Source organism: Bhargavaea cecembensis DSE10, from assembly GCF_000348905.1.
Classification (GTDB): Bacteria; Bacillota; Bacilli; order Bacillales_A; family Planococcaceae; genus Bhargavaea; species Bhargavaea cecembensis.
Genome location: NZ_AOFT01000012.1, coordinates 21,741 through 39,517, shown reverse-complemented (window position 1 = coordinate 39,517; position 17,777 = coordinate 21,741). Strand labels below are relative to the sequence as shown.

The 17,777-nt window shown below is 56.6% G+C and carries 17 protein-coding genes and 1 other annotated feature; of the genes, 5 read left to right on the top strand and 12 right to left on the bottom strand.

Going from position 1 to position 17,777, the window contains the following annotated elements; translation table 11 throughout:
- Positions 1-45: 45 nt before the first annotated feature.
- Positions 46-168 carry a hypothetical protein gene (locus tag C772_RS16940; RefSeq protein WP_268743609.1) on the top strand — a complete coding sequence of 41 codons (123 nt, stop codon included), beginning with the start codon at positions 46-48 and terminating at the stop codon, positions 166-168.
- Between the two features lie 54 nt (positions 169-222).
- Here the strand turns inward: C772_RS16940 and leuS are convergent, their stop codons facing one another.
- On the bottom strand, positions 223-2,637 hold the full coding sequence (gene leuS / locus C772_RS11575) for a leucine--tRNA ligase (RefSeq protein ID WP_008300157.1): 2,415 nt from the start codon (positions 2,635-2,637) through the stop codon (positions 223-225).
- Positions 2,638-2,683: 46 nt separating this feature from the next.
- Positions 2,684-2,897 (bottom strand) — a binding site (T-box leader).
- 142 nt (positions 2,898-3,039) lie between these two features.
- Here leuS and C772_RS11570 point away from each other — a divergent pair.
- Complete coding sequence (locus tag C772_RS11570) at positions 3,040-4,260, top strand: CynX/NimT family MFS transporter (protein WP_008300156.1); 1,221 nt, start codon at positions 3,040-3,042, stop codon at positions 4,258-4,260.
- 55 nt (positions 4,261-4,315) lie between these two features.
- On the opposite strand, the gene C772_RS11565 is transcribed toward C772_RS11570, so the two are convergent.
- From C772_RS11565 to C772_RS11540, 6 genes are all read right to left on the bottom strand, one after another.
- Entirely contained in the window at positions 4,316-5,500 is a 1,185-nt protein-coding gene (locus C772_RS11565) for a DUF4129 domain-containing protein (protein WP_008300155.1), read from the bottom strand.
- Positions 5,497-6,666 (bottom strand): DUF58 domain-containing protein, encoded by a 1,170-nt coding sequence (locus C772_RS11560; RefSeq protein ID WP_008300154.1) that lies wholly within the window; start codon positions 6,664-6,666, stop codon positions 5,497-5,499. Before C772_RS11560 ends, C772_RS11565 begins: the two co-directional genes overlap by 4 nt.
- Positions 6,667-6,757: 91 nt before the next feature.
- Positions 6,758-7,702 (bottom strand): AAA family ATPase, encoded by a 945-nt coding sequence (locus C772_RS11555; RefSeq protein WP_008300153.1) that lies wholly within the window; start codon positions 7,700-7,702, stop codon positions 6,758-6,760.
- Positions 7,703-7,761: 59 nt separating this feature from the next.
- Positions 7,762-8,418 (bottom strand): CoA transferase subunit B, encoded by a 657-nt coding sequence (locus C772_RS11550; RefSeq protein ID WP_008300152.1) that lies wholly within the window; start codon positions 8,416-8,418, stop codon positions 7,762-7,764.
- Positions 8,419-8,437: 19 nt separating this feature from the next.
- Complete coding sequence (locus C772_RS11545; protein ID WP_008300150.1) at positions 8,438-9,124, bottom strand: CoA transferase subunit A; 687 nt, start codon at positions 9,122-9,124, stop codon at positions 8,438-8,440.
- Between the two features lie 158 nt (positions 9,125-9,282).
- Positions 9,283-10,476 (bottom strand): MDR family MFS transporter, encoded by a 1,194-nt coding sequence (locus C772_RS11540; protein ID WP_008300147.1) that lies wholly within the window; start codon positions 10,474-10,476, stop codon positions 9,283-9,285.
- Positions 10,477-10,645: 169 nt separating this feature from the next.
- Between C772_RS11540 and C772_RS11535 the strand changes: the two genes are divergently transcribed.
- The 3 genes from C772_RS11535 (at position 10,646) to C772_RS11525 (ending at position 12,945) form a co-directional block, all read left to right on the top strand.
- Positions 10,646-11,233, top strand: a complete 588-nt coding sequence (locus C772_RS11535) for a class I SAM-dependent methyltransferase (RefSeq protein ID WP_008300146.1) — start codon at positions 10,646-10,648, stop codon at positions 11,231-11,233.
- Positions 11,234-11,307: 74 nt separating this feature from the next.
- Complete coding sequence (locus C772_RS11530) at positions 11,308-12,387, top strand: type III polyketide synthase (RefSeq protein WP_008300145.1); 1,080 nt, start codon at positions 11,308-11,310, stop codon at positions 12,385-12,387.
- Between the two features lie 12 nt (positions 12,388-12,399).
- The gene (locus tag C772_RS11525; protein WP_008300144.1) at positions 12,400-12,945 is read left to right on the top strand and encodes an isoprenylcysteine carboxyl methyltransferase family protein; all 546 of its coding nucleotides are present in this window, start codon (positions 12,400-12,402) and stop codon (positions 12,943-12,945) included.
- A gap of 137 nt (positions 12,946-13,082) precedes the next feature.
- Here the strand turns inward: C772_RS11525 and hutG are convergent, their stop codons facing one another.
- The 5 genes from hutG to C772_RS11500 form a co-directional block, all read right to left on the bottom strand.
- On the bottom strand, positions 13,083-14,024 hold the full coding sequence (gene hutG / locus C772_RS11520) for a formimidoylglutamase (protein WP_008300143.1): 942 nt from the start codon (positions 14,022-14,024) through the stop codon (positions 13,083-13,085).
- A gap of 11 nt (positions 14,025-14,035) precedes the next feature.
- The gene (locus C772_RS11515; RefSeq protein ID WP_008300142.1) at positions 14,036-14,824 is read right to left on the bottom strand and encodes a thermonuclease family protein; all 789 of its coding nucleotides are present in this window, start codon (positions 14,822-14,824) and stop codon (positions 14,036-14,038) included.
- A gap of 105 nt (positions 14,825-14,929) precedes the next feature.
- A complete protein-coding gene (locus tag C772_RS11510) occupies positions 14,930-16,978 on the bottom strand; it encodes a catalase (protein ID WP_008300141.1) in 2,049 nt (682 codons plus the stop codon).
- 78 nt (positions 16,979-17,056) lie between these two features.
- Positions 17,057-17,413 carry a fluoride efflux transporter CrcB gene (gene crcB, locus C772_RS11505; RefSeq protein WP_008300140.1) on the bottom strand — a complete coding sequence of 119 codons (357 nt, stop codon included), beginning with the start codon at positions 17,411-17,413 and terminating at the stop codon, positions 17,057-17,059.
- Positions 17,410-17,775: a fluoride efflux transporter FluC gene (locus C772_RS11500; protein WP_035002296.1), complete on the bottom strand. Its 366-nt coding sequence runs from the start codon at positions 17,773-17,775 to the stop codon at positions 17,410-17,412. Before C772_RS11500 ends, crcB begins: the two co-directional genes overlap by 4 nt.
- Between the last annotated feature and the right edge of the window lie 2 nt (positions 17,776-17,777).

Below are 17,777 nucleotides of genomic sequence, written 5' to 3'. Positions count from 1 at the left end.
AAACCGCCCGCTGAGGTTCAACGGGCGGCTTTGGAGTTGGTGGCAATGGGAATGCAGGGACTCTATGAGCGCTCATCAGCATTCTATGAGCGCTCGTCAGCATTCTATGAGCGCTCGTCGCCGTTCTATGAGCGCTTCTGCCCGTTCTATGAGCGCTTCCCCCATTAGGAGGCCAACAAAAAACCCGGAGCCTTCCCGCTCCGGGTCTTTCTAATGTTCAATTTATTTCGCAACAATGTTCACAAGGCGGCCCGGGATGGCAATGACTTTCTTGATGTCCTTGCCTTCCGTGAGCTCCCTGACGCGCGGTTCCGCAAGAGCTGCCGCTTCGAGGTCTTCCTTCGTGACATCAGCCGGAACGACGACTTTCGAGCGGACCTTGCCGTTGATCTGGACGGCGATTTCCACTTCGTCATCGACGAGCTTCGACTCATCATAAGCCGGCCAGGACTCATACTTGATCGAGTCATTGTGGCCCAGGATGCGCCACAGCTCTTCCGTGATGAACGGGCAAATCGGCGACAGCAGCTTGACGAAGCCTTCCGCGTACGCCTCCGGAAGCTTGTCGGTCTTGTAGGCTTCGTTGATGAATACCATCATCTGCGAAATCGCGGTGTTGTTGTGCATGTTCTCCAGGTCCTCGGTCACTTTCTTGACGGTCTGGTTGTAGACCTTGTCGAGTGTGCCGTCGTTTTCTTCGGTGATCTTCGACGAGAGCGTGCCGTCCGCTTCCGTAAACAGGCGCCATACCCGGTCGAGGAATTTGCGGGAGCCGTCCAGGCCGTTTGTCGACCATGCCTTCGACGCATCCAGCGGCCCCATGAACATTTCATAGAGACGGAGCGCATCCGCGCCGTGGCTTTCGACGATATCATCCGGGTTGACGACATTGCCTTTCGACTTGGACATTTTCTCGTTGCCTTCGCCGAGAATCATGCCCTGGTTAAAGAGCTTCTGGAACGGCTCCTTCGTCTTGACGACACCGATGTCATAAAGCACCTTATGCCAGAACCGGGCATACAACAGATGGAGCACGGCATGCTCCGCGCCGCCGACGTAGATGTCGACCGGCAGCCAGCGCTCGGCCAGCTCAGGATCGACGAGCTGCTCAGAGTTATGCGGATCGATGTAGCGGATATAGTACCAGCAGCTGCCGGCCCACTGCGGCATCGTGTTCGTCTCGCGGCGGCCTTTCATGCCGGTCTTCGGATCCACGACATTCACCCATTCCTCGATGTTGGCAAGCGGAGATTCACCGGTGCCGCTCGGGCGGATGTTGTCCGTTTTCGGCAGCATGAGCGGAAGCTCTTCTTCCGGTACGGTAGTCATCGAACCGTCTTCCCAATGGATGACCGGGATCGGCTCGCCCCAGTAGCGCTGGCGGGAGAACAGCCAGTCGCGCAGGCGGTACGTGATTTTCTTCTCGCCCTTGCCGTTTTCCTCGAGCCATTCGATCGCCTTTGTAATGCCCTCTTCCTTGCCGAGTCCGTTCAGGAAGCCGGAGTTCACGTGCTCCCCGTCACCGGTATAGGCTTCCTCCTCGATATTGCCGCCTGCCACCACTTCAATGATCGGGAGGCCGAATTCTTTTGCAAATTCATAGTCACGCTCGTCATGCGCCGGAACGGCCATAATGGCACCTGTACCGTACGAAGCAAGGACATAGTCCGCAACCCAGATCGGCATCTTCTCGCCGCTGACCGGGTTGATGGCATAGGCACCTGTGAAGACGCCGGTCTTTTCTTTTGCCAGATCCGTACGCTCGAGGTCGCTCTTCGTCTTCACTTTGTCGAGGTAGCCATCGACCGCCGCCCGCTGCTCATCCGTCGTGATCTGGTCCACGAGTTTATGCTCAGGGGCAAGAACGGCATAGGTCGCACCAAAAAGTGTATCAGGGCGGGTCGTGAAGGCCTCAAACGACAGATCGGTTCCATCAATCTGGAACGTGACCTGCGCGCCTTCAGAACGGCCGATCCAGTTCCGCTGCATTTCCTTCAGGCTGTCCGGCCAGTCGAGGTCGTCGAGGTCTTCCAGGAGGCGGTCTGCGTATTCGGTAATCTTCAGCACCCACTGGCGCATCGGACGGCGTTCAACCGGGTGGCCGCCGCGCTCCGAAACCCCGTCGATGACTTCCTCGTTCGCAAGGACCGTGCCGAGTGCCGGGCACCAGTTGACCGGGACTTCATCAACATAAGCCAGGCCTTTTTTATAAAGCTGGATAAAGATCCATTGTGTCCACTTGTAGTATTCCGGGTCTGTCGTATTGATTTCCCGGTCCCAGTCATACGAGAAACCGAGTTCCTGCATCTGGCGCTTGAACGTCGCGATGTTTCGCGCAGTGAATTCCGCAGGGTCATTCCCTGTGTCGAGCGCATACTGTTCTGCCGGAAGGCCGAATGCATCCCAGCCCATCGGGTGGAGCACATTGTATCCCTGCATCCGCTTGAACCCGCTCAGGATATCGGTCGCAATGTAGCCGAGCGGGTGCCCGACGTGAAGGCCTGCGCCCGATGGATACGGGAACATATCCAGCGCATAGAATTTCGGCTTATCCGGTTCGTCGACCGTTTTGAACGTCTTATTTTCTTCCCAGTACTTCCTCCACTTGCTGTCAATCTCTCGATGGTTATAACTCATGCCTTTTGTCTCCCTCCTGAAATGAAAAGACTCCCGTCCCCAAAAAGTCAGGGACGAGAGTCGATTCTCCCGCGGTGCCACCCACATTGACGGCAAGCCGTCCAGCTCATCCTTAACGCGGAAAACGGCACCGCCCGGCAACTGCGTGCCGGTGATGCAGACTCGGGGGTGAGTTCGGCAGCCCGATCCTGCCGGCTCGCAGCGACCGCCGGCTCTCTGGAAGGATCGGGCCGCCTACTATTCCCCTTCGACGCCCTTAGTTATTGCCATCATTGTACCCGAAAGCCGGGCTTTGCCGCAAGTGCCTGGAACCGTTTACTATCCCGATACCCGGTGGTACGATAATGGACAATGGACGGTTTTGCCATAATCTTCGCTTTTATAAGTCTGGAGGCGCTTTGTGTGAACGGAAACACCCCGACATACCGCTCGAAAAAGTTGGATCTCAAACCTGCGACGCTGCTCCTGCTCGCTGGTGTGGTGTTTATCGCCTTCAGCCTACGCTCCCCGCTGACTTCGGTCGGTCCGGTCATTTCGAACATTATGCAGGACCTTTCGATTTCAGGGACGGTTGCCGGATTCCTGACCACAATCCCGCTCCTTGCGTTTGCTGCCGTCTCACCGGCGGTCCCGAAAATTGCGGATCGGATCGGCATGGCCCGGAGCCTCTTCATCGCCCTGCTCCTTTTGGCCATCGGCATCGTCATCCGCTCTTCGGGCGGGATCGGGCTGCTGATTGCAGGGACTTTCCTTCTCGGCGTGGCCATTGCATTCGGCAATGTCCTGCTGCCCGGCTTCGTCAAGATGAACTTTCCGATGCAGGTCGGCCTGATGACCGGGGTCTACACCGTATCGATGAATCTCTTTGCAGGACTGGCCGCAGGCGTCAGTGCACCGCTTGCCTCGGCCACTTCTTTTGGCTGGAGGATGTCGCTGGGTGTATGGGCCATGCTGGCGGTCATCGCCGCGATCGTCTGGCTGCCGCAAGTGGCCAAGCAGCCGGTGCTTGATGTGTCGGGTCCTGCCAAGGGGCCCGCCCCGCGGCCGCTGTGGAAGTCTCCTCTTGCATGGGGCGTCACCTTTTATATGGGGCTTCAATCCGTCATGTTCTTTACCACTGCCGCATGGGTGCCGGAAGTGCTGATGGACCGTGGGATGGATGCCGAACGGGCGGGATGGATGTTCTCCCTGGTCCAGTTCTCGCAGATCCCGTTCACGTTCATGATCCCGATCATCGCGGGGCGGATCAGGGACCAGCGGCTTCTTGTCACCCTGATCACGGTCATTTACCTGGTCGGCTACGGAGGACTGTTCTCCGGGAACATGGCAGCTGCCCCGCTCTGGATGATCCTGATGGGAATCTCCGGCGGTGCCTCGTTCGGCCTTGCAATGATGTTTTTCACGCTCCGGACGAATACGCCGTCCGAGGCAGCTTCCCTTTCCGGGATGGCACAGTCGATCGGTTATCTGCTGGCAGCAGCCGGTCCCGTTTTGTTTGGTGCATTCCACGACCTGTCCGGAAAATGGACTGCATCACTGGGGCTCTTTTTGCTGGTCATCGTCCTGCTGTTCCTTGCAGGGCTAAAAGCCGGAAAAGATGAGAAAACGGTTCCTCTCCCTTGAATAATGAATGCCTCGCTGATGCGGGGCGTTTATTATTTTGAATATCAGGCATAGCCTATTCTCCCGACGGCGGGCGGATGGAGCGGATTGTGCGGCGAAACCATTCCGCTTCATCCATACTGACTTCTTCTTCTGCATAGCGGACCCTTGTATAAAGACGGTTCAGCCGGTTCCGCTTTTCCGGTTCCAGTCCCAGCCTTTCAAGCCATTCCCGGAACGTTTCTTCCGGACTCCTGCCAAATCCCGCACGCCGCATCCTGCGCCCAAAACGGTACACCTCCCGCCTGACCTGATGACGGAGAAAGCCCAAGGACTGATCCCTGCCCGTCGGCGGCGTTTTATCCGGGCGGATTTCCTCCGCTTCCCCGACAGTTCTTACAAAAAGCTGGTCCTGCCCCTTTTTGTAACGGCTCCGAAAAATACTGATCAGTACGGCGCCTCCGAGCAAAAGCAGGACGGCGCCCATGGCTGCTGGCCCCCATTGGATTCCTTCCGCAACTTCCATGACTGGCATCTCTTCCCCGGAAACTTCTTCGCTTTTAATGGCATCGGTATCCCCACTTCGAAAAACTCTTCCGAAAAACATTTCCAGCGGCACCCAGGCAGGCGCAGTGAGCCGGGTAATCAATGTGTAAAACGCTGCCCCGAAAGACATGCCCGCAAATCCGCCCGCCCACGCAACAACCGGCTTTCCAAATACCAGCAATGCGGTAATGCCGAGCAGGCCGCCAGCCAGCCTTAGGAAAGCGAGGTCCTGTGCTTTGCTTCTGGCCGGCTGCCGGTAAAGCATCCGCGCATTGCGCAGCAGGACTGCGAACACCAGCTGGCAGACAATGAGCAGGTAGATCACCTGTCCCGCTTCACCCGGAAGCATCATCATAAATGCGCACAGGCTATAAGCAATGGAGATGAAAACGGCCAGCCATTCTGTCCCTGCCGGCTCCCGCTCCGCAAATGATTTCATCCGCCATCCGATCCATGCGGCAAGTACCGCCGTATGGATGAACGGAAGTCCCGTAGCCCAGGCCGCAAACAAAGCCAGAAGGGAAGTCACGGCCATACCCGCATTGCCTGACAACAGGCGGGCAGCCGCAGTTCCTGCCAGTACCGCCAGCAGATGAGGCAGTACCGGCGGCAGGACCCCTTCCATCAGGTATGGCGGTGCCGCCAGCACATAGATCACGCTCACTTCAAGAAGCAGGGTCGCCAGTTTGACGGCTTCCATTTTCCGGTCCCTCATCCGGCCTCCTCCTTCTTGTCCGCGGCAACCGGTATGACGGTAACGCCTCTTTTCCTGAGCAGGGCTGCCAGCCCGGCAAACTCAGTGTCCTGCTTTCCGAAATGAAACAGGAGATGCCCGCGCACGGCATTTTCCGCAATTGACCGGTACATGCCCGCGGGTGACCGGACTGGTGCGCCCGCCGGAAGCCTTGCAAGCCGGTTCAGTACAGCGGACAGATGGGCGCGTCCATGGTCAGCCGGGATATGGAGGTGTCCATCCCTCAAGGCACTCTGCAAGTTCAGCCGGACCTCGAATTCGATCCCCCGCTTTTCTGCTTCCATTGCGGCATAGGCGATCTGGCCAAAAACCTGCTCTGCCAAAATAGGATTTGCCGCGCCGGGGCGCCTCCCCCTGAGATCTGCGGCCAGAATCCATCTTTGGAGAACCACCCGGTCAAATTCCTTCGTCCTGAGTTCCCCTGTTCTTGCTGTCTCTTTCCACGCGATCGAAGCAAAAGGATCCCCGGCTGCATACTCACGTGAACCGCGCGGCTTTGTCCGTTCATCAAACAGCGATACAGCTGCCGGAGTCACACCGGATGCCTGCCCGGTTAGCCGTGCCGGCAATGGGAACGCGGATGGTTCGGGGTAGACAATGATCCCCTTCTGCAGGTAACCGAGATAGGTGAGGCGGACCTGGAAAAGCCCCAGAAGATCGCCAATGTGAATGGTGAGGGCCGCGGATCTGGCATGGCCTCTTTTTTTTGCTGCAAAGCGGACAGGGACTCTGACACTGCCTTTTCCCTGAAGGAAAAATGAGGGAAACACGGTCCCGGCCCATTTGCCTGCCTGCATGTCGGCTGCGCCGTCTTGGTCCGACATCGAGACTTCCCAGTCGGCGTTCCAGACGGGGAGCTTTCCTTCATTCATGAAGGTAAACGTCAGTTCGCCTGTTTCCCCCGGAAAGAGCCGCAGGATCTCGCGATCGTCCCTGAGCCGGATTCCGGCTGCCGCGTTCCGCACATAGAAGATATTCAGCCCGTACAGCACAAGCATCAGGATGGCAAGGATGCCGAGTGGCACATTTTTCCCGAAAACAGCCAGCAACCCGAGGACCAATGACAGCGATGCATAGGCAAGACTCCCTTTTTTCGTAAGCAGCTCCTGATGAAAGTCCGGTCTCATCCGGCTCTCCTCCCGAATGGCGGCACAACGGGCTTCAGGGCCGAAATCTCAATGACGGGCACCGTTTTCCCAATCGATGCACCGGCTCTCATTATGACGGCACCTCTTCGACCGGAACCTCGATGGACGCCAGCAATTCGTTCATGACCTCAACAGCCGTTTTTCTCATGGACGCCTCTACGGATAGCACTAGCCTGTGGGCAAGAACCGGTTCTGCAAGCGCCCTCACGTCTTCCGGAACGGCGAAGGCCCTTCCCCTCAGATAAGCCCGGGCCTGCACCGCCCTCATGAGAGCCATCGTCCCCCTAGGGCTCGCTCCCGTCTCGATATCCGGATGCTCCCTTGTCGCTCGGACCACGGCGAGCAGATAGCTTTCCACCGCTTCATTGACCGCCACCCCGAGAGCCTGTTTCCGGACTTCCAGAACCTGCTCCACCGTCGCGGCCCTCTCCGCAGCAGTCGGCCTGCCATGCAGATAAGTGCGGATCATCGCCCGCTCCCCCTCCTCGGACGGATAACCCGGACGGATTCTCATGAGGAACCGGTCCATCTGCGCTTCCGGGAGCTCAAATGTGCCCTGTGCGGACTCGATTGGATTCTGCGTGGCGATCACGAAAAAAAGTTCCGGCAGCCGGTGGGTTTCCCCATCGACAGTTGACTGTCCTTCCTCCATGGCCTCGAGAAGGCTTGACTGGGTCCGGGGCGTCGCCCGGTTAATCTCGTCGGCAAGAAGGATATTGGTCATGACGGGTCCTTCCCGGTACTCAAACTCCTGGGTTTTCATGTTAAAGAACCGGATGCCGGTGACATCCCCCGGCAGGACATCCGGCGTGAACTGGATCCGGCTGAATTCAGCATCAATGACAGCGGCGATTGTCTTGGCCAGCAAAGTCTTCCCGGTGCCCGGAACATCTTCCAGCAACACATGCCCCCCGGCCACAAGCGCGGTCAGCATCAGTTCAGTTTCCCGCTCCTTCTCGAACAGCACCTGACCGACAGCCTGCTGCATTTCTTCCAGCAACTTGATGACATGCATGTGTTTTCCTCCCCCTCTGTAAACAAAAGCCGGAAAAGTCTCCTTTTCCGGCTCCTTTTTTATGCGTTTTGGTTTACTCCGCTTACGTCGAGTTCGGCTTCGGTGGAGGCGAGGATATCATCAACCGAGAAGCCTTCGAACACTTCCTTGAGTTTCAGGCCATCCGGTGTCACCTCGATCACGCACCTTTCGGTGATGATCATATCGACAACCCCTTTGCCGGTCAGCGGAAGCGAGCATTCTTTCTTGATCTTCGCGGAGCCGTCCTTTGCGGCGTGCTCCATGATGACGATGATCTTCTTGGCGCCGTGAACCAGGTCCATCGCACCGCCCATACCCTTGATCATCTTGCCGGGGATCATCCAGTTTGCCAGGTCCCCATTTTCCGAAACTTCCATTCCGCCGAGGATGGCGACGTCGACGTGCCCTCCACGGATCATCGCGAACGACTCCGCGCTGTCGAAATAAGCCGCTCCATTGATCGCCGTCACGGTCTCCTTGCCGGCGTTGATCAAGTCCGGGTCGACTTTGTCTTTTTCCGGGTAAGGCCCGATTCCGAGCAGCCCGTTCTCCGACTGGAGGATGACCGTTTTGTGGTCGGAAATGTAGTTCGCCACGAGCGTCGGCATTCCGATACCCAGGTTGACATAGTCACCGTCATGGATCTCTTTCTCGGCGCGCCGTGCGATTCGTTCCCTCATCTGTGCTTTATCCATTCACGTTCTCCCCTTTCCGTCAGCGGGTTGTGAGCCGCTCGATGCGTTTTTCCTGTTCTGCCTGGATCAGCCGCTGCACATAGATGCTCGGCGTATGGACCGTTGCAGGATCCAGTTTGCCCGCATCCACGATTTCTTCCGCTTCGGCGATTGTTACTTTGCCGGCCGCGGCCATCATCGGGTTGAAGTTCTGGGCGGTTTTGTTGTAGATCAGGTTGCCGAGCCTGTCTGCCTTTGCGGCACGCACAAGTGCAAAATCAGCAGTTAATGCTTCTTCAAGGACATATTCCTTCCCATTGAAGGTCCGGGTCTCCTTGCCTTCTGCGATCGGTGTTCCAACCCCGGCAGGTGTGAAGAATGCCGGGATGCCCGCTCCGCCTGCGCGGATCTTTTCTGCAAGTGTCCCTTGAGGCGTCAGTTCAACCTCGAGCTCACCGCTCAGCACCTGGCGCTCGAACTCTTTGTTCTCTCCGACATAGGAGCCGATCATTTTCTTGATCTGGCGGTTGTTCAGCAGCAGGCCAAGTCCCCAATCATCGATTCCGCAGTTGTTGGAAATGACGGTCAGGTCCTTGACTCCGCTGTCGGCAAGCGCAAGGATCAGCTGTTCCGGAATTCCGACAAGGCCGAAGCCGCCGACCATGAGCGTTGCGCCGTCCTTGATATCCGAGACAGCTTCTGCCGCCTGGTCATAGATCTGTTTCATAAAATCACCCTCCGGTCCTCATAAATGAAAGCGTTACTAACTTCATTTAATCAGAACACTGCCAATCTTGCAATGCAATCAGAGGATTCCGGCCGGCGTTGAAATTTCTGGACACACCAAAAGACCCGGCAGCAACATGCTGTCGGGTCTAAGTGGATTTATGGCCGATGAGCGGCAGCCTGCTTGGCAGCCTCCCGCTTAAGGGGAACATCATAGAATAGGCTCGTCAGGATGGCAAAGCTGAGAATAGCGGTCAGGATGATCAGCATGACCTGCGTTCCGTACAGGTCGACAAGAACGCCGCCGACCACCGGACCGATCATGCGTCCGCCCGTCGAGACGCTGTTCACGATTCCCTGGTAGAAACCTTCTCTTCCGGGAGGCGCGAGTGAATTGGCGATGGTCGGAATGACCGGCCAGACAAACATCTCACCAAATGTGAGAATGACCATGGACGTTACAAACATGGCAAATGATTCCGCGAAGCCGACGACGACAAAGGATGAGGTGAAAATGATGATGCCGATTAGCATCTGGACCTTCAGCCGGTCTTCGAAGCGCTTGATAACCGGACGGATCAGCGGCTGGCCGAGAACGATGAGCGCACCGTTGATCGTCCAGAGCAGGCTGTACTCACCGAGGGAGATGCCAATGTCGAGGGCATGGGTCGACAGCGTGGTCGTCCACTGCGAATACACGAGCCAGGTCAGGAAGAAACCGGACAGCATGATCGTCAAGGAATAGAGAGGCGCCTTTTCCCGGATGGTGCGCTTTTCCTTGATGACCGATGTGTGGGTCGCAGGATCGATCTTGAAGCCTCTGTAGGCAACAGCTGCAATCAGGAGAAAAAGAACATACATCACCGTGTTGGCGACGAAGATGTATTCAATATTATAGGAAGCGACCAGTCCCGCCAGTGCCGGGCCGATTGCGACGCCGGCGTTGTTTGCAAGGTAGATGGAATTAAATGCTTTCCGCCCGCCCTCGGGCCAGGCTGTCCCGACCATGGCGTACATGCTCGGGAAGACGATGCCGCCCCCGAAACCGAGCAAGACGAGAAGCCAGACATAATGCGGCCAGCCGTGATAGAAGACGAGGCCGACCAGTGCCACAAGCGAGATCAGGATGCCGGCCAGCACGGAACGGTACCCGCCGATGCGGTCAAACAGAAAGCCGCCGAGCATATTGCCGACGATGCCTGCAGCGGAGTTGGCCATGAGGACAAGCCCAGCGACAGACAGCGACTTCCCGAGATGGTCGTGCAGATAGATGGTGTTGAGCGGCCAGATAAACGAGTTTCCGACCGTGTTGACGAACATTCCGATGACGAGCAGCCATACGCTTCTTGGCATGTCCCCACCCCCTGTTTTAAAATTCACCTCACTGATTGTATGCCCGTCTGTGCGGTATTTCAATACGGACGCCCTATGTCCGAACATTGTCAATCCACTGCCCAATGGAGCCCCGCCCCCCTGCGGTGATACGATAGAGGAACCAGCCTTTAAGGAGAGGATGTTTTTTATGGAACTTGGACGAACACTCGCGCAGGCGAGAAAACTGTTGGAGCGGACTGTCCTTCCCGGAGAAACGGTCGTGGATGCCACTGCCGGGAACGGACATGACACGTTGTTCCTGGCGGAGCTGACAGGGCCGGATGGACGGGTCCTTGCTTTTGATATCCAGCAGGAAGCCCTCGACTCGACACGGATCCGCCTCGGAAATCTTTCGGATCGTGCGGAACTGATCCTGGATAGCCATGACCGGGTGGCGGACTACGCGGAAGGTCCCGTCGGCGGAGCCATGTTCAACCTCGGGTTTCTTCCGAATGCAGGCGACCGCTCGGTGATCACCCGTCCGGAAACGACGGTCAGGGCTGTCCATGACCTGCTCGGCCTGCTGAAAAAAGGGGGCCTGGTCACGGTTTGTGTGTATGACGGCCATGAAGGCGGCGACCGGGAGCGGGACGCGCTTCTTGCATACGCCCGCCGGCTTAGGGAATCCGATGTCGACGTGGCCCGTTACGAGCTGATCAACCAGAAGGGCCATCCGCCATTCCTCGTCGCATTCGAAAAGAAAAAGGAGTTCCGGGAACCCCTTCTGCTGGACTGATAGACTGCCTCCCCGCCGCATATCTTGGAAGGACAAGGGTATAGAGTTGGAAGATGAACCGAGGAGGAAACGGAATGCCTGTCATTGAATCGATCTATACACTCACTCCGGACCATGAAATCGGCCAGAGAGATGCAGCAGGTCTGACTAAACAGCTGTTCAGCGGAAAGTTCAGGGACACGGAGCGGCTGCTCCGGGTATTTGACAACGGCGATATCGACACCCGCTACATTGCCATGCCGCTCGAATGGTACCGGGAAGCGCATCCGTTCGGAGAGCGCAACAGCCTGTATATCGAACACGCCATAAGCCTGGGTTCCGAGGCGATCACAGGCTGCCTGCAAAACCGCAGCTTGCTTAATGAGGAAATCGGTTATGAAGAGATCGATGCGATCTTCTACATATCGAGCAGCGGCATCTCGACCCCAAGCATCGAAGCACGGATCATGAATCTCCTCCCTTTCCGGGATGATGTCAAACGGATTCCTGTCTGGGGGCTCGGCTGTGCGGGAGGCGCTTCCGGAATGAGCCGCGCGTTCGACTACTGTCTCGCCCATCCGGACCATCGCGTTCTCGTTCTCTGCGTGGAATTATGCAGCCTGACCTTCCAGGCGGAAGATTATACGAAAAGCAATCTGGTCGGGGCCTCTCTATTCGCCGACGGAGTGGCCTGCGCTGTCGTGGCCGGAGACAAAGTGGCCCATCGCTCATTCGGCACGGTGCCGTCCATCCGCTCCACACTATCTAAACTGATGCCGGACTCCGAAGACGTCATGGGCTGGGATGTGGACGACACAGGCCTTCATGTGATCTTTTCCAAGAGCATCCCGTCCATCATCACGGAATGGCTCGGCCCGTTTGTCCATGAATTCCTCCGGAAAGAAGGTCTTTCGCAGTCAGATATCCGGCATTTCGTGGCACATCCCGGAGGCAAGAAAGTGCTGCTTGCGTACGAGGAGGCACTCGGATTTGAACCCGGCATGACCGAAATTTCCAGACGGGTTCTCCGGAAATACGGCAATATGTCTTCCCCGACTGTCCTGTTCGTGCTGGAACAGTTCATGATGAAACAGCCGGAAGCCGGGGAAAAGGGCCTCATGGCAGCTCTGGGACCGGGTTTCTCGGGGGAACTGCTTTTGTTGGAATGGCAATAAGGAGGCATGATCATGCTGTTTTGGATACTGATCGGACTGGTCATCATTCAGCGCCTTGTCGAACTCCGCGTTGCGAAGCGCAATGAACAGAAACTCAAAAGCCAAGGGGCATTCGAAGCGGGCGCCTCCCATTATCCGTATATGGTGGCCATGCATACAGGGTTTTTCATTTTCCTGATTGCTGAAGTTCTCCTGACAGACCGTCCCCTGTCTCCTGTCTGGCCGGTGCTTCTTGCCGTTTTCCTCGCCATGCAGGTGATGCGGGTCTGGTGCCTTGCATCGCTGGGTGAATTCTGGAATACCAAAATCATCATTCTCCCCGGCGCCAATGTCGTGAAGCGCGGCCCCTATAAATGGCTGCGCCATCCGAATTATGTCATCGTCACCACCGAACTGCTCGTCTTGCCGCTCATCTTCCAGGCCTATCTCACCGCCGTGCTGTTCATGGCCCTGAATGCATGGATGCTGTCTGTCCGGATCCCCGCGGAAGAACGCGCTCTCCGGGAAGTGACCGACTATACCGAACGCTTCGGCCCGGGAAGCAGCCGGACATCCTGAATGGACAAAAGCGCAAGCGCCCGTTCAGCAACGTACAAACTGGAGCCCTTCGCAATGAGATAAAGGAAACACGGCGAGGAACGAGCCGATTTAAAAAACCGGACCGGAAAACGACATCGTTTACCGGTCCGGTTCGTTTAGATTTCGGGTGCCTTGCCGAGGAATGAGAGGATTGCCTCATTCGTCAGAGCCGCCCCAAGGCGCACAGTCCTGCCCCCCTCATCCACGTCAGGGTTGACTTCAGAAATATCAAAGGACCGGACAGCCGGATGGCTGCATGCGGCACGGATGATCGATCTGACCGACACCGGATCAAGTCCGAACGGTGAAGGCGCACTGACGCCGGGTGCCGATGCCATGTCCAGCACATCCATGCACAGTGTCACGATTACTGCATCATATTGTCCGATAAAGGACTGGATTCTTCCGGACAGCTGGGCGGAATCCGACTGGCGGACCGTTTCTTCCGGCATATAGTCCACATCAAATTCTTGGGCCGTCTCAAAAAGGGAACGCGAATTGCCGAAACGCTGGATGCCGAGAACGAAATAACCGGCATTCTGGTCTTCCTCAAGGATCTGCCGGAACATCGTGCCGGATGAAGATTCCCCGTCATGCGGGCGCAGGTCAAAATGCGCATCGATGTTGAGGATGCCGATGCTTGCTTCCGATCCGAGATGTAGTCTCAAGCCGAGGTAATGGCCGTAAAGGGTTTCGTGCCCGCCCCCAAGAATGACGGCGCGCGACCCTTGGCCATAGGCCTCCGACACCTTTTCCGCCAGTTCGTCCTGCGCATCTTCCAGCCGGCTGTCGCTGCACGACACATTTCCGTAATCACACAACGTCGCCTCTTTACCATGCCAGGGCATCGGGGCCAATGCCGCGCGGATCGCATCCGGCGCCTTGGCCGCCCCCGGGCGGCCGTTGTTCCTTCGGACGCCTTCATCACAACAGAACCCGATCAGCGCCACATTTGCTTTGTCCGAGAAATCAGGCCCTCTTACGATCTGATGATACTTGAACCTGTTTTGATCGGCTGCCGACTCAACTGTCCCTTTCCATATTTCCTCCAGTCCCATATCCGTCCCTCCTATGAAGCTTCACAGGCCATCCCGTCATGGTCTCCATCGAGCCGCTCCGAATAAGCCGGGTGCCCCCTTTTCACGCCATCCGGATGAACCGCGCGAAGTTCCTTGCAATTGGCGAACGGGCCCGCCTGGTCCGCTTCTTCCCGGTTCCGCGTTTCCCGGCTCTTACCGGCCTGTTCCGCTTTTCCAGCGTCAAATCCCCGATCGGTCGCATAGTCCTCGATCGACCAGATTCCGATTCCCTTATCCTTTGCCCTAATCTCTGCCTGTTCAAAACGTTCGAGATGGCGGGTGTTCGGCGGATAGACATATCCGACCCGGGCAAGTCCCTCCTCAAGCAGCTTTTCCTGTATGCTTTCCCCGTCTACATACACGTATGCAAGGAGTCGGCCGTACTTGTCGGTGCGCTGCCCGATATCGAACTCGATGGCGACCTCGCCATTCGCTAGAAGCTCCCGGTTCCGATCCTTCGCCCGTTCGCCGAACGGCTGCTTTCCGAGCTGGGGATGGTTCGTCTCCGGCGTATCAATCAGCAGGTACCTGACATTCTGTTCCTTTCCCTGATAGCGGATTTTGATCGTGTCCCCGTCAATCGTCCGAACGAGTTCCACAGGAACCAACCCTTCTGCAGGAGCATCCGCGGGGATCTGTTCACCTGATTTTGTCGGGCTGCCCCGGCCGCGTTCCTCTTCCGGTATCTCCGCAAGAAAATAAACGATTGCAATCAGCAGGAGAACGGCAATGGCTCCCGCAGGCCGATTCCGCATGCCGGACGGTTTTCTCCCGGCCATTCCATCACGCTCCTTCCGGCCTTTATTGTATCGGCTTGCACCATCGCCGACAACGAATAACGCGGCACCCTGTCAGGCGCCGCGCTACGCTGGTCATGACCAGTTTCAGAACTTTCTGTCGTGATGCTTATACTGGGCAAAAGAGTCAACAAGTGCATGGCCAAAGTCTCTGCGGCCGCTTTCCATGATGACACCCGGCCCTTCTTTGGCCATCGACTGGGCAAAGAGGTCATTGCCGCCTGCCGTCACACCGATCGTCTTGTAGTGCTTGAACGTGTCATTGATGAATTCTGAAGCATCCCTCTTGAACTTCGCCGTGTTTTCACCTGTTCCGCCTGCGATGATGATGCCGTCATAAAGCACCGCATGGGTCGTCGTGAACGTGTGGTTCGCCTCGGCCTTGTAACCGTCCTGGCCTTTGATGGTGCCCTGGCGTTCGCTAATGAAGTCCGCGGTGATTCCGGCTTCCTTCAGTTTGTCCAGCACATCTCCGAGGCTGTTGCCGTCAAAGCCTTCGCCCACGATGATGCCCGCCCGGCGGGTCTGCGGTTTCCTTACGGTGTTCGACATACTCACCGCTGGAGATTTCTTGTTGTATTTTACATGGCTTTCCTTCGGCGGATTGGCATTGATTTTCTTGGCTACTGCGGTCATCAGTCCCTGGTCCACTTTGGCGAACATATCCACGACGCCCTGTCGGATCTCCTGGCTATTCACCTTCCCGACCTCGAAGCTGAAAGCCTCGATGATATGGTTTTTCTCGAAATCAGCCAGGCTGTTCCAGAACATGCGGGCCTGCGAGAAGTGGTCCTTGAATGACTCGCTTCTGGCGCGGACTTTCCGGCCTTCCACTTTCTCCTGATAGTGGACATAGCCGCCCTCTTCCTCAGAAGCCGGCGCAGGCGTACCATCCGCCAAGGAGTTCTTGTTATAAGCCACCTTTCCGACATTGATGGTCTGCCGGTTATAGCCGTCCCGCTGGTTGTTATGGAACGGGCAGACCGGGCGGTTGATCGGGATCTCATGGAAGTTCGGGCCGCCGAGCCGGATCAGCTGTGTGTCCGTGTAGGAAAAGAGACGTCCCTGAAGAAGGGGGTCATTTGAAAAATCGATGCCCGGCACAACATGGCCCGGATGGAACGCGACCTGTTCCGTTTCCGAGAAGTAATTGTCGACATTCCGGTTGAGCGTCATCTTCCCAATGACCTTGACCGGGATTTCCTCTTCAGGCCAGAATTTCGTGGCATCGAGAATGTCGAAGTCGAACTTGAATTCATCTTTTTCTTCGATGATCTGGACTCCCAGTTCGAATTCCGGATAATTGCCCATCTCGATATTCATCCAAAGGTCCCGGCGGTTAAAGTCCGGGTCATTTCCTGATACCTTTTGTGCCTCATCCCATTCAAACGAGTGAAGGCCGAGAACCGGAATCCATTTAAACCGGACAAACCGGGATTTGCCCTCCGCATTGACGAAGCGGAATGTATTGATGCTGAAGCCTTCCATCATGCGGAAGCTTCTCGGCAGGGCCCTCGGGCTCATCAGCCACATGACCTGGTTTGCCGTCTCCTGGTTGTTGATGACGAAATCCCAGAAAGTATCATGGGCACCGGTCGCCTGCGGAATCTCATTATGCGGCTCCGGTTTGATGGAGTGCACCAGATCCGGGAACTTGATGCCATCCTGGATAAAGAAGATGGGCATATTGTTGCTCACCAGATCATAATTCCCCTCGTCGGTATAGAACTTCGTTGCAAACCCGCGGACATCACGCGGGATATCCGTGGATCCCTTCTGCCCGACAACTGTCGAGAAGCGGACGAACACAGGGGTTTTCTTGCCTTTTTCAGAAAGGAAACCCGCTTTCGTGTATTTCTCCATCGACTGGTAGGCCTCGAACTCCCCATGTGCCGCAAATCCTCTCGCATGGACGACACGTTCCGGAATCCGCTCATGGTCGAAATGGGTCATCTTCTCCCTGAAGTGGAAATCTTCCATGAGCGTGGGCCCTCGTTCACCTGCCGTAAGTGAGTGTTCGTCCTCCGCCATCTTCAGGCCCTGGTTGGTCGTGAGTTTCTTGTTCCGGTCATCGGTCCTGAACTGGTCCAGTTGGAGGTCCTTGCTGGTCCGTTTACCCTGTTGCCGTTTATCCATTTATGATCCTCCTTCTCTAGCGCTCTGCTTCACTCTTTCCCTAGAAGAAAATCAATAAACTGGATGAATACTGGCAATTCACGAAGCTACATATATAAACGGAATCATATAAAAAACAATTCCGAGGACCAGTGTCGACAGGGCGTACAGGACTGAAGCGGTACGGCGCCCCTCCTGCCACATAACAAGGATTTCTGCATGCCATGTGGAGAAGGTGGTCAGGGCACCCAAGATGCCGTATACGACAAAGGCGTGCGCCGGGCTTCCCGCTGCCAGGCCGGAGAAGATCCCCGCCAGGAAAGCACCGGCCATATTGACGGCAAACGTGCCGGCAGGAAATCCCCGTTCACGATTCAGCCTTGCACTTATGAAATACCGGAGGACAGAGCCGATCATCCCGCCGGCCGCAACGGACAACCAGCTGAGCATGGTCATGACTTTCCTCTCCCCGATCCGACCCACAATCCTGCGAGACCGGAAAGCAGTCCGCCGCCTGCCGATAGAACGGCATAAAGGAAAGAAGGACCCCATCGACCGTCAGCCAGCATGCCGCCCAGTTCCTCGCTTAGTGCGGAAAACGTCGTAAACGAGCCAAGAAATCCTGTATGTACGGCGGCTCTCCACGGCTGCTTAAAGGGAGCGGCCGCAATGAGTGAGCAAAGGACGAATGCGCCCGATAAGTTTACGGCAAGTGTCGCATAGGGAAAGACGCCGTCATGTCCGAACGTATGCGATATGGCCGTTCTCGAAACGGCGCCCGCCATACCGGCGAGTCCGACTGCCACCCATTCTTTCATCC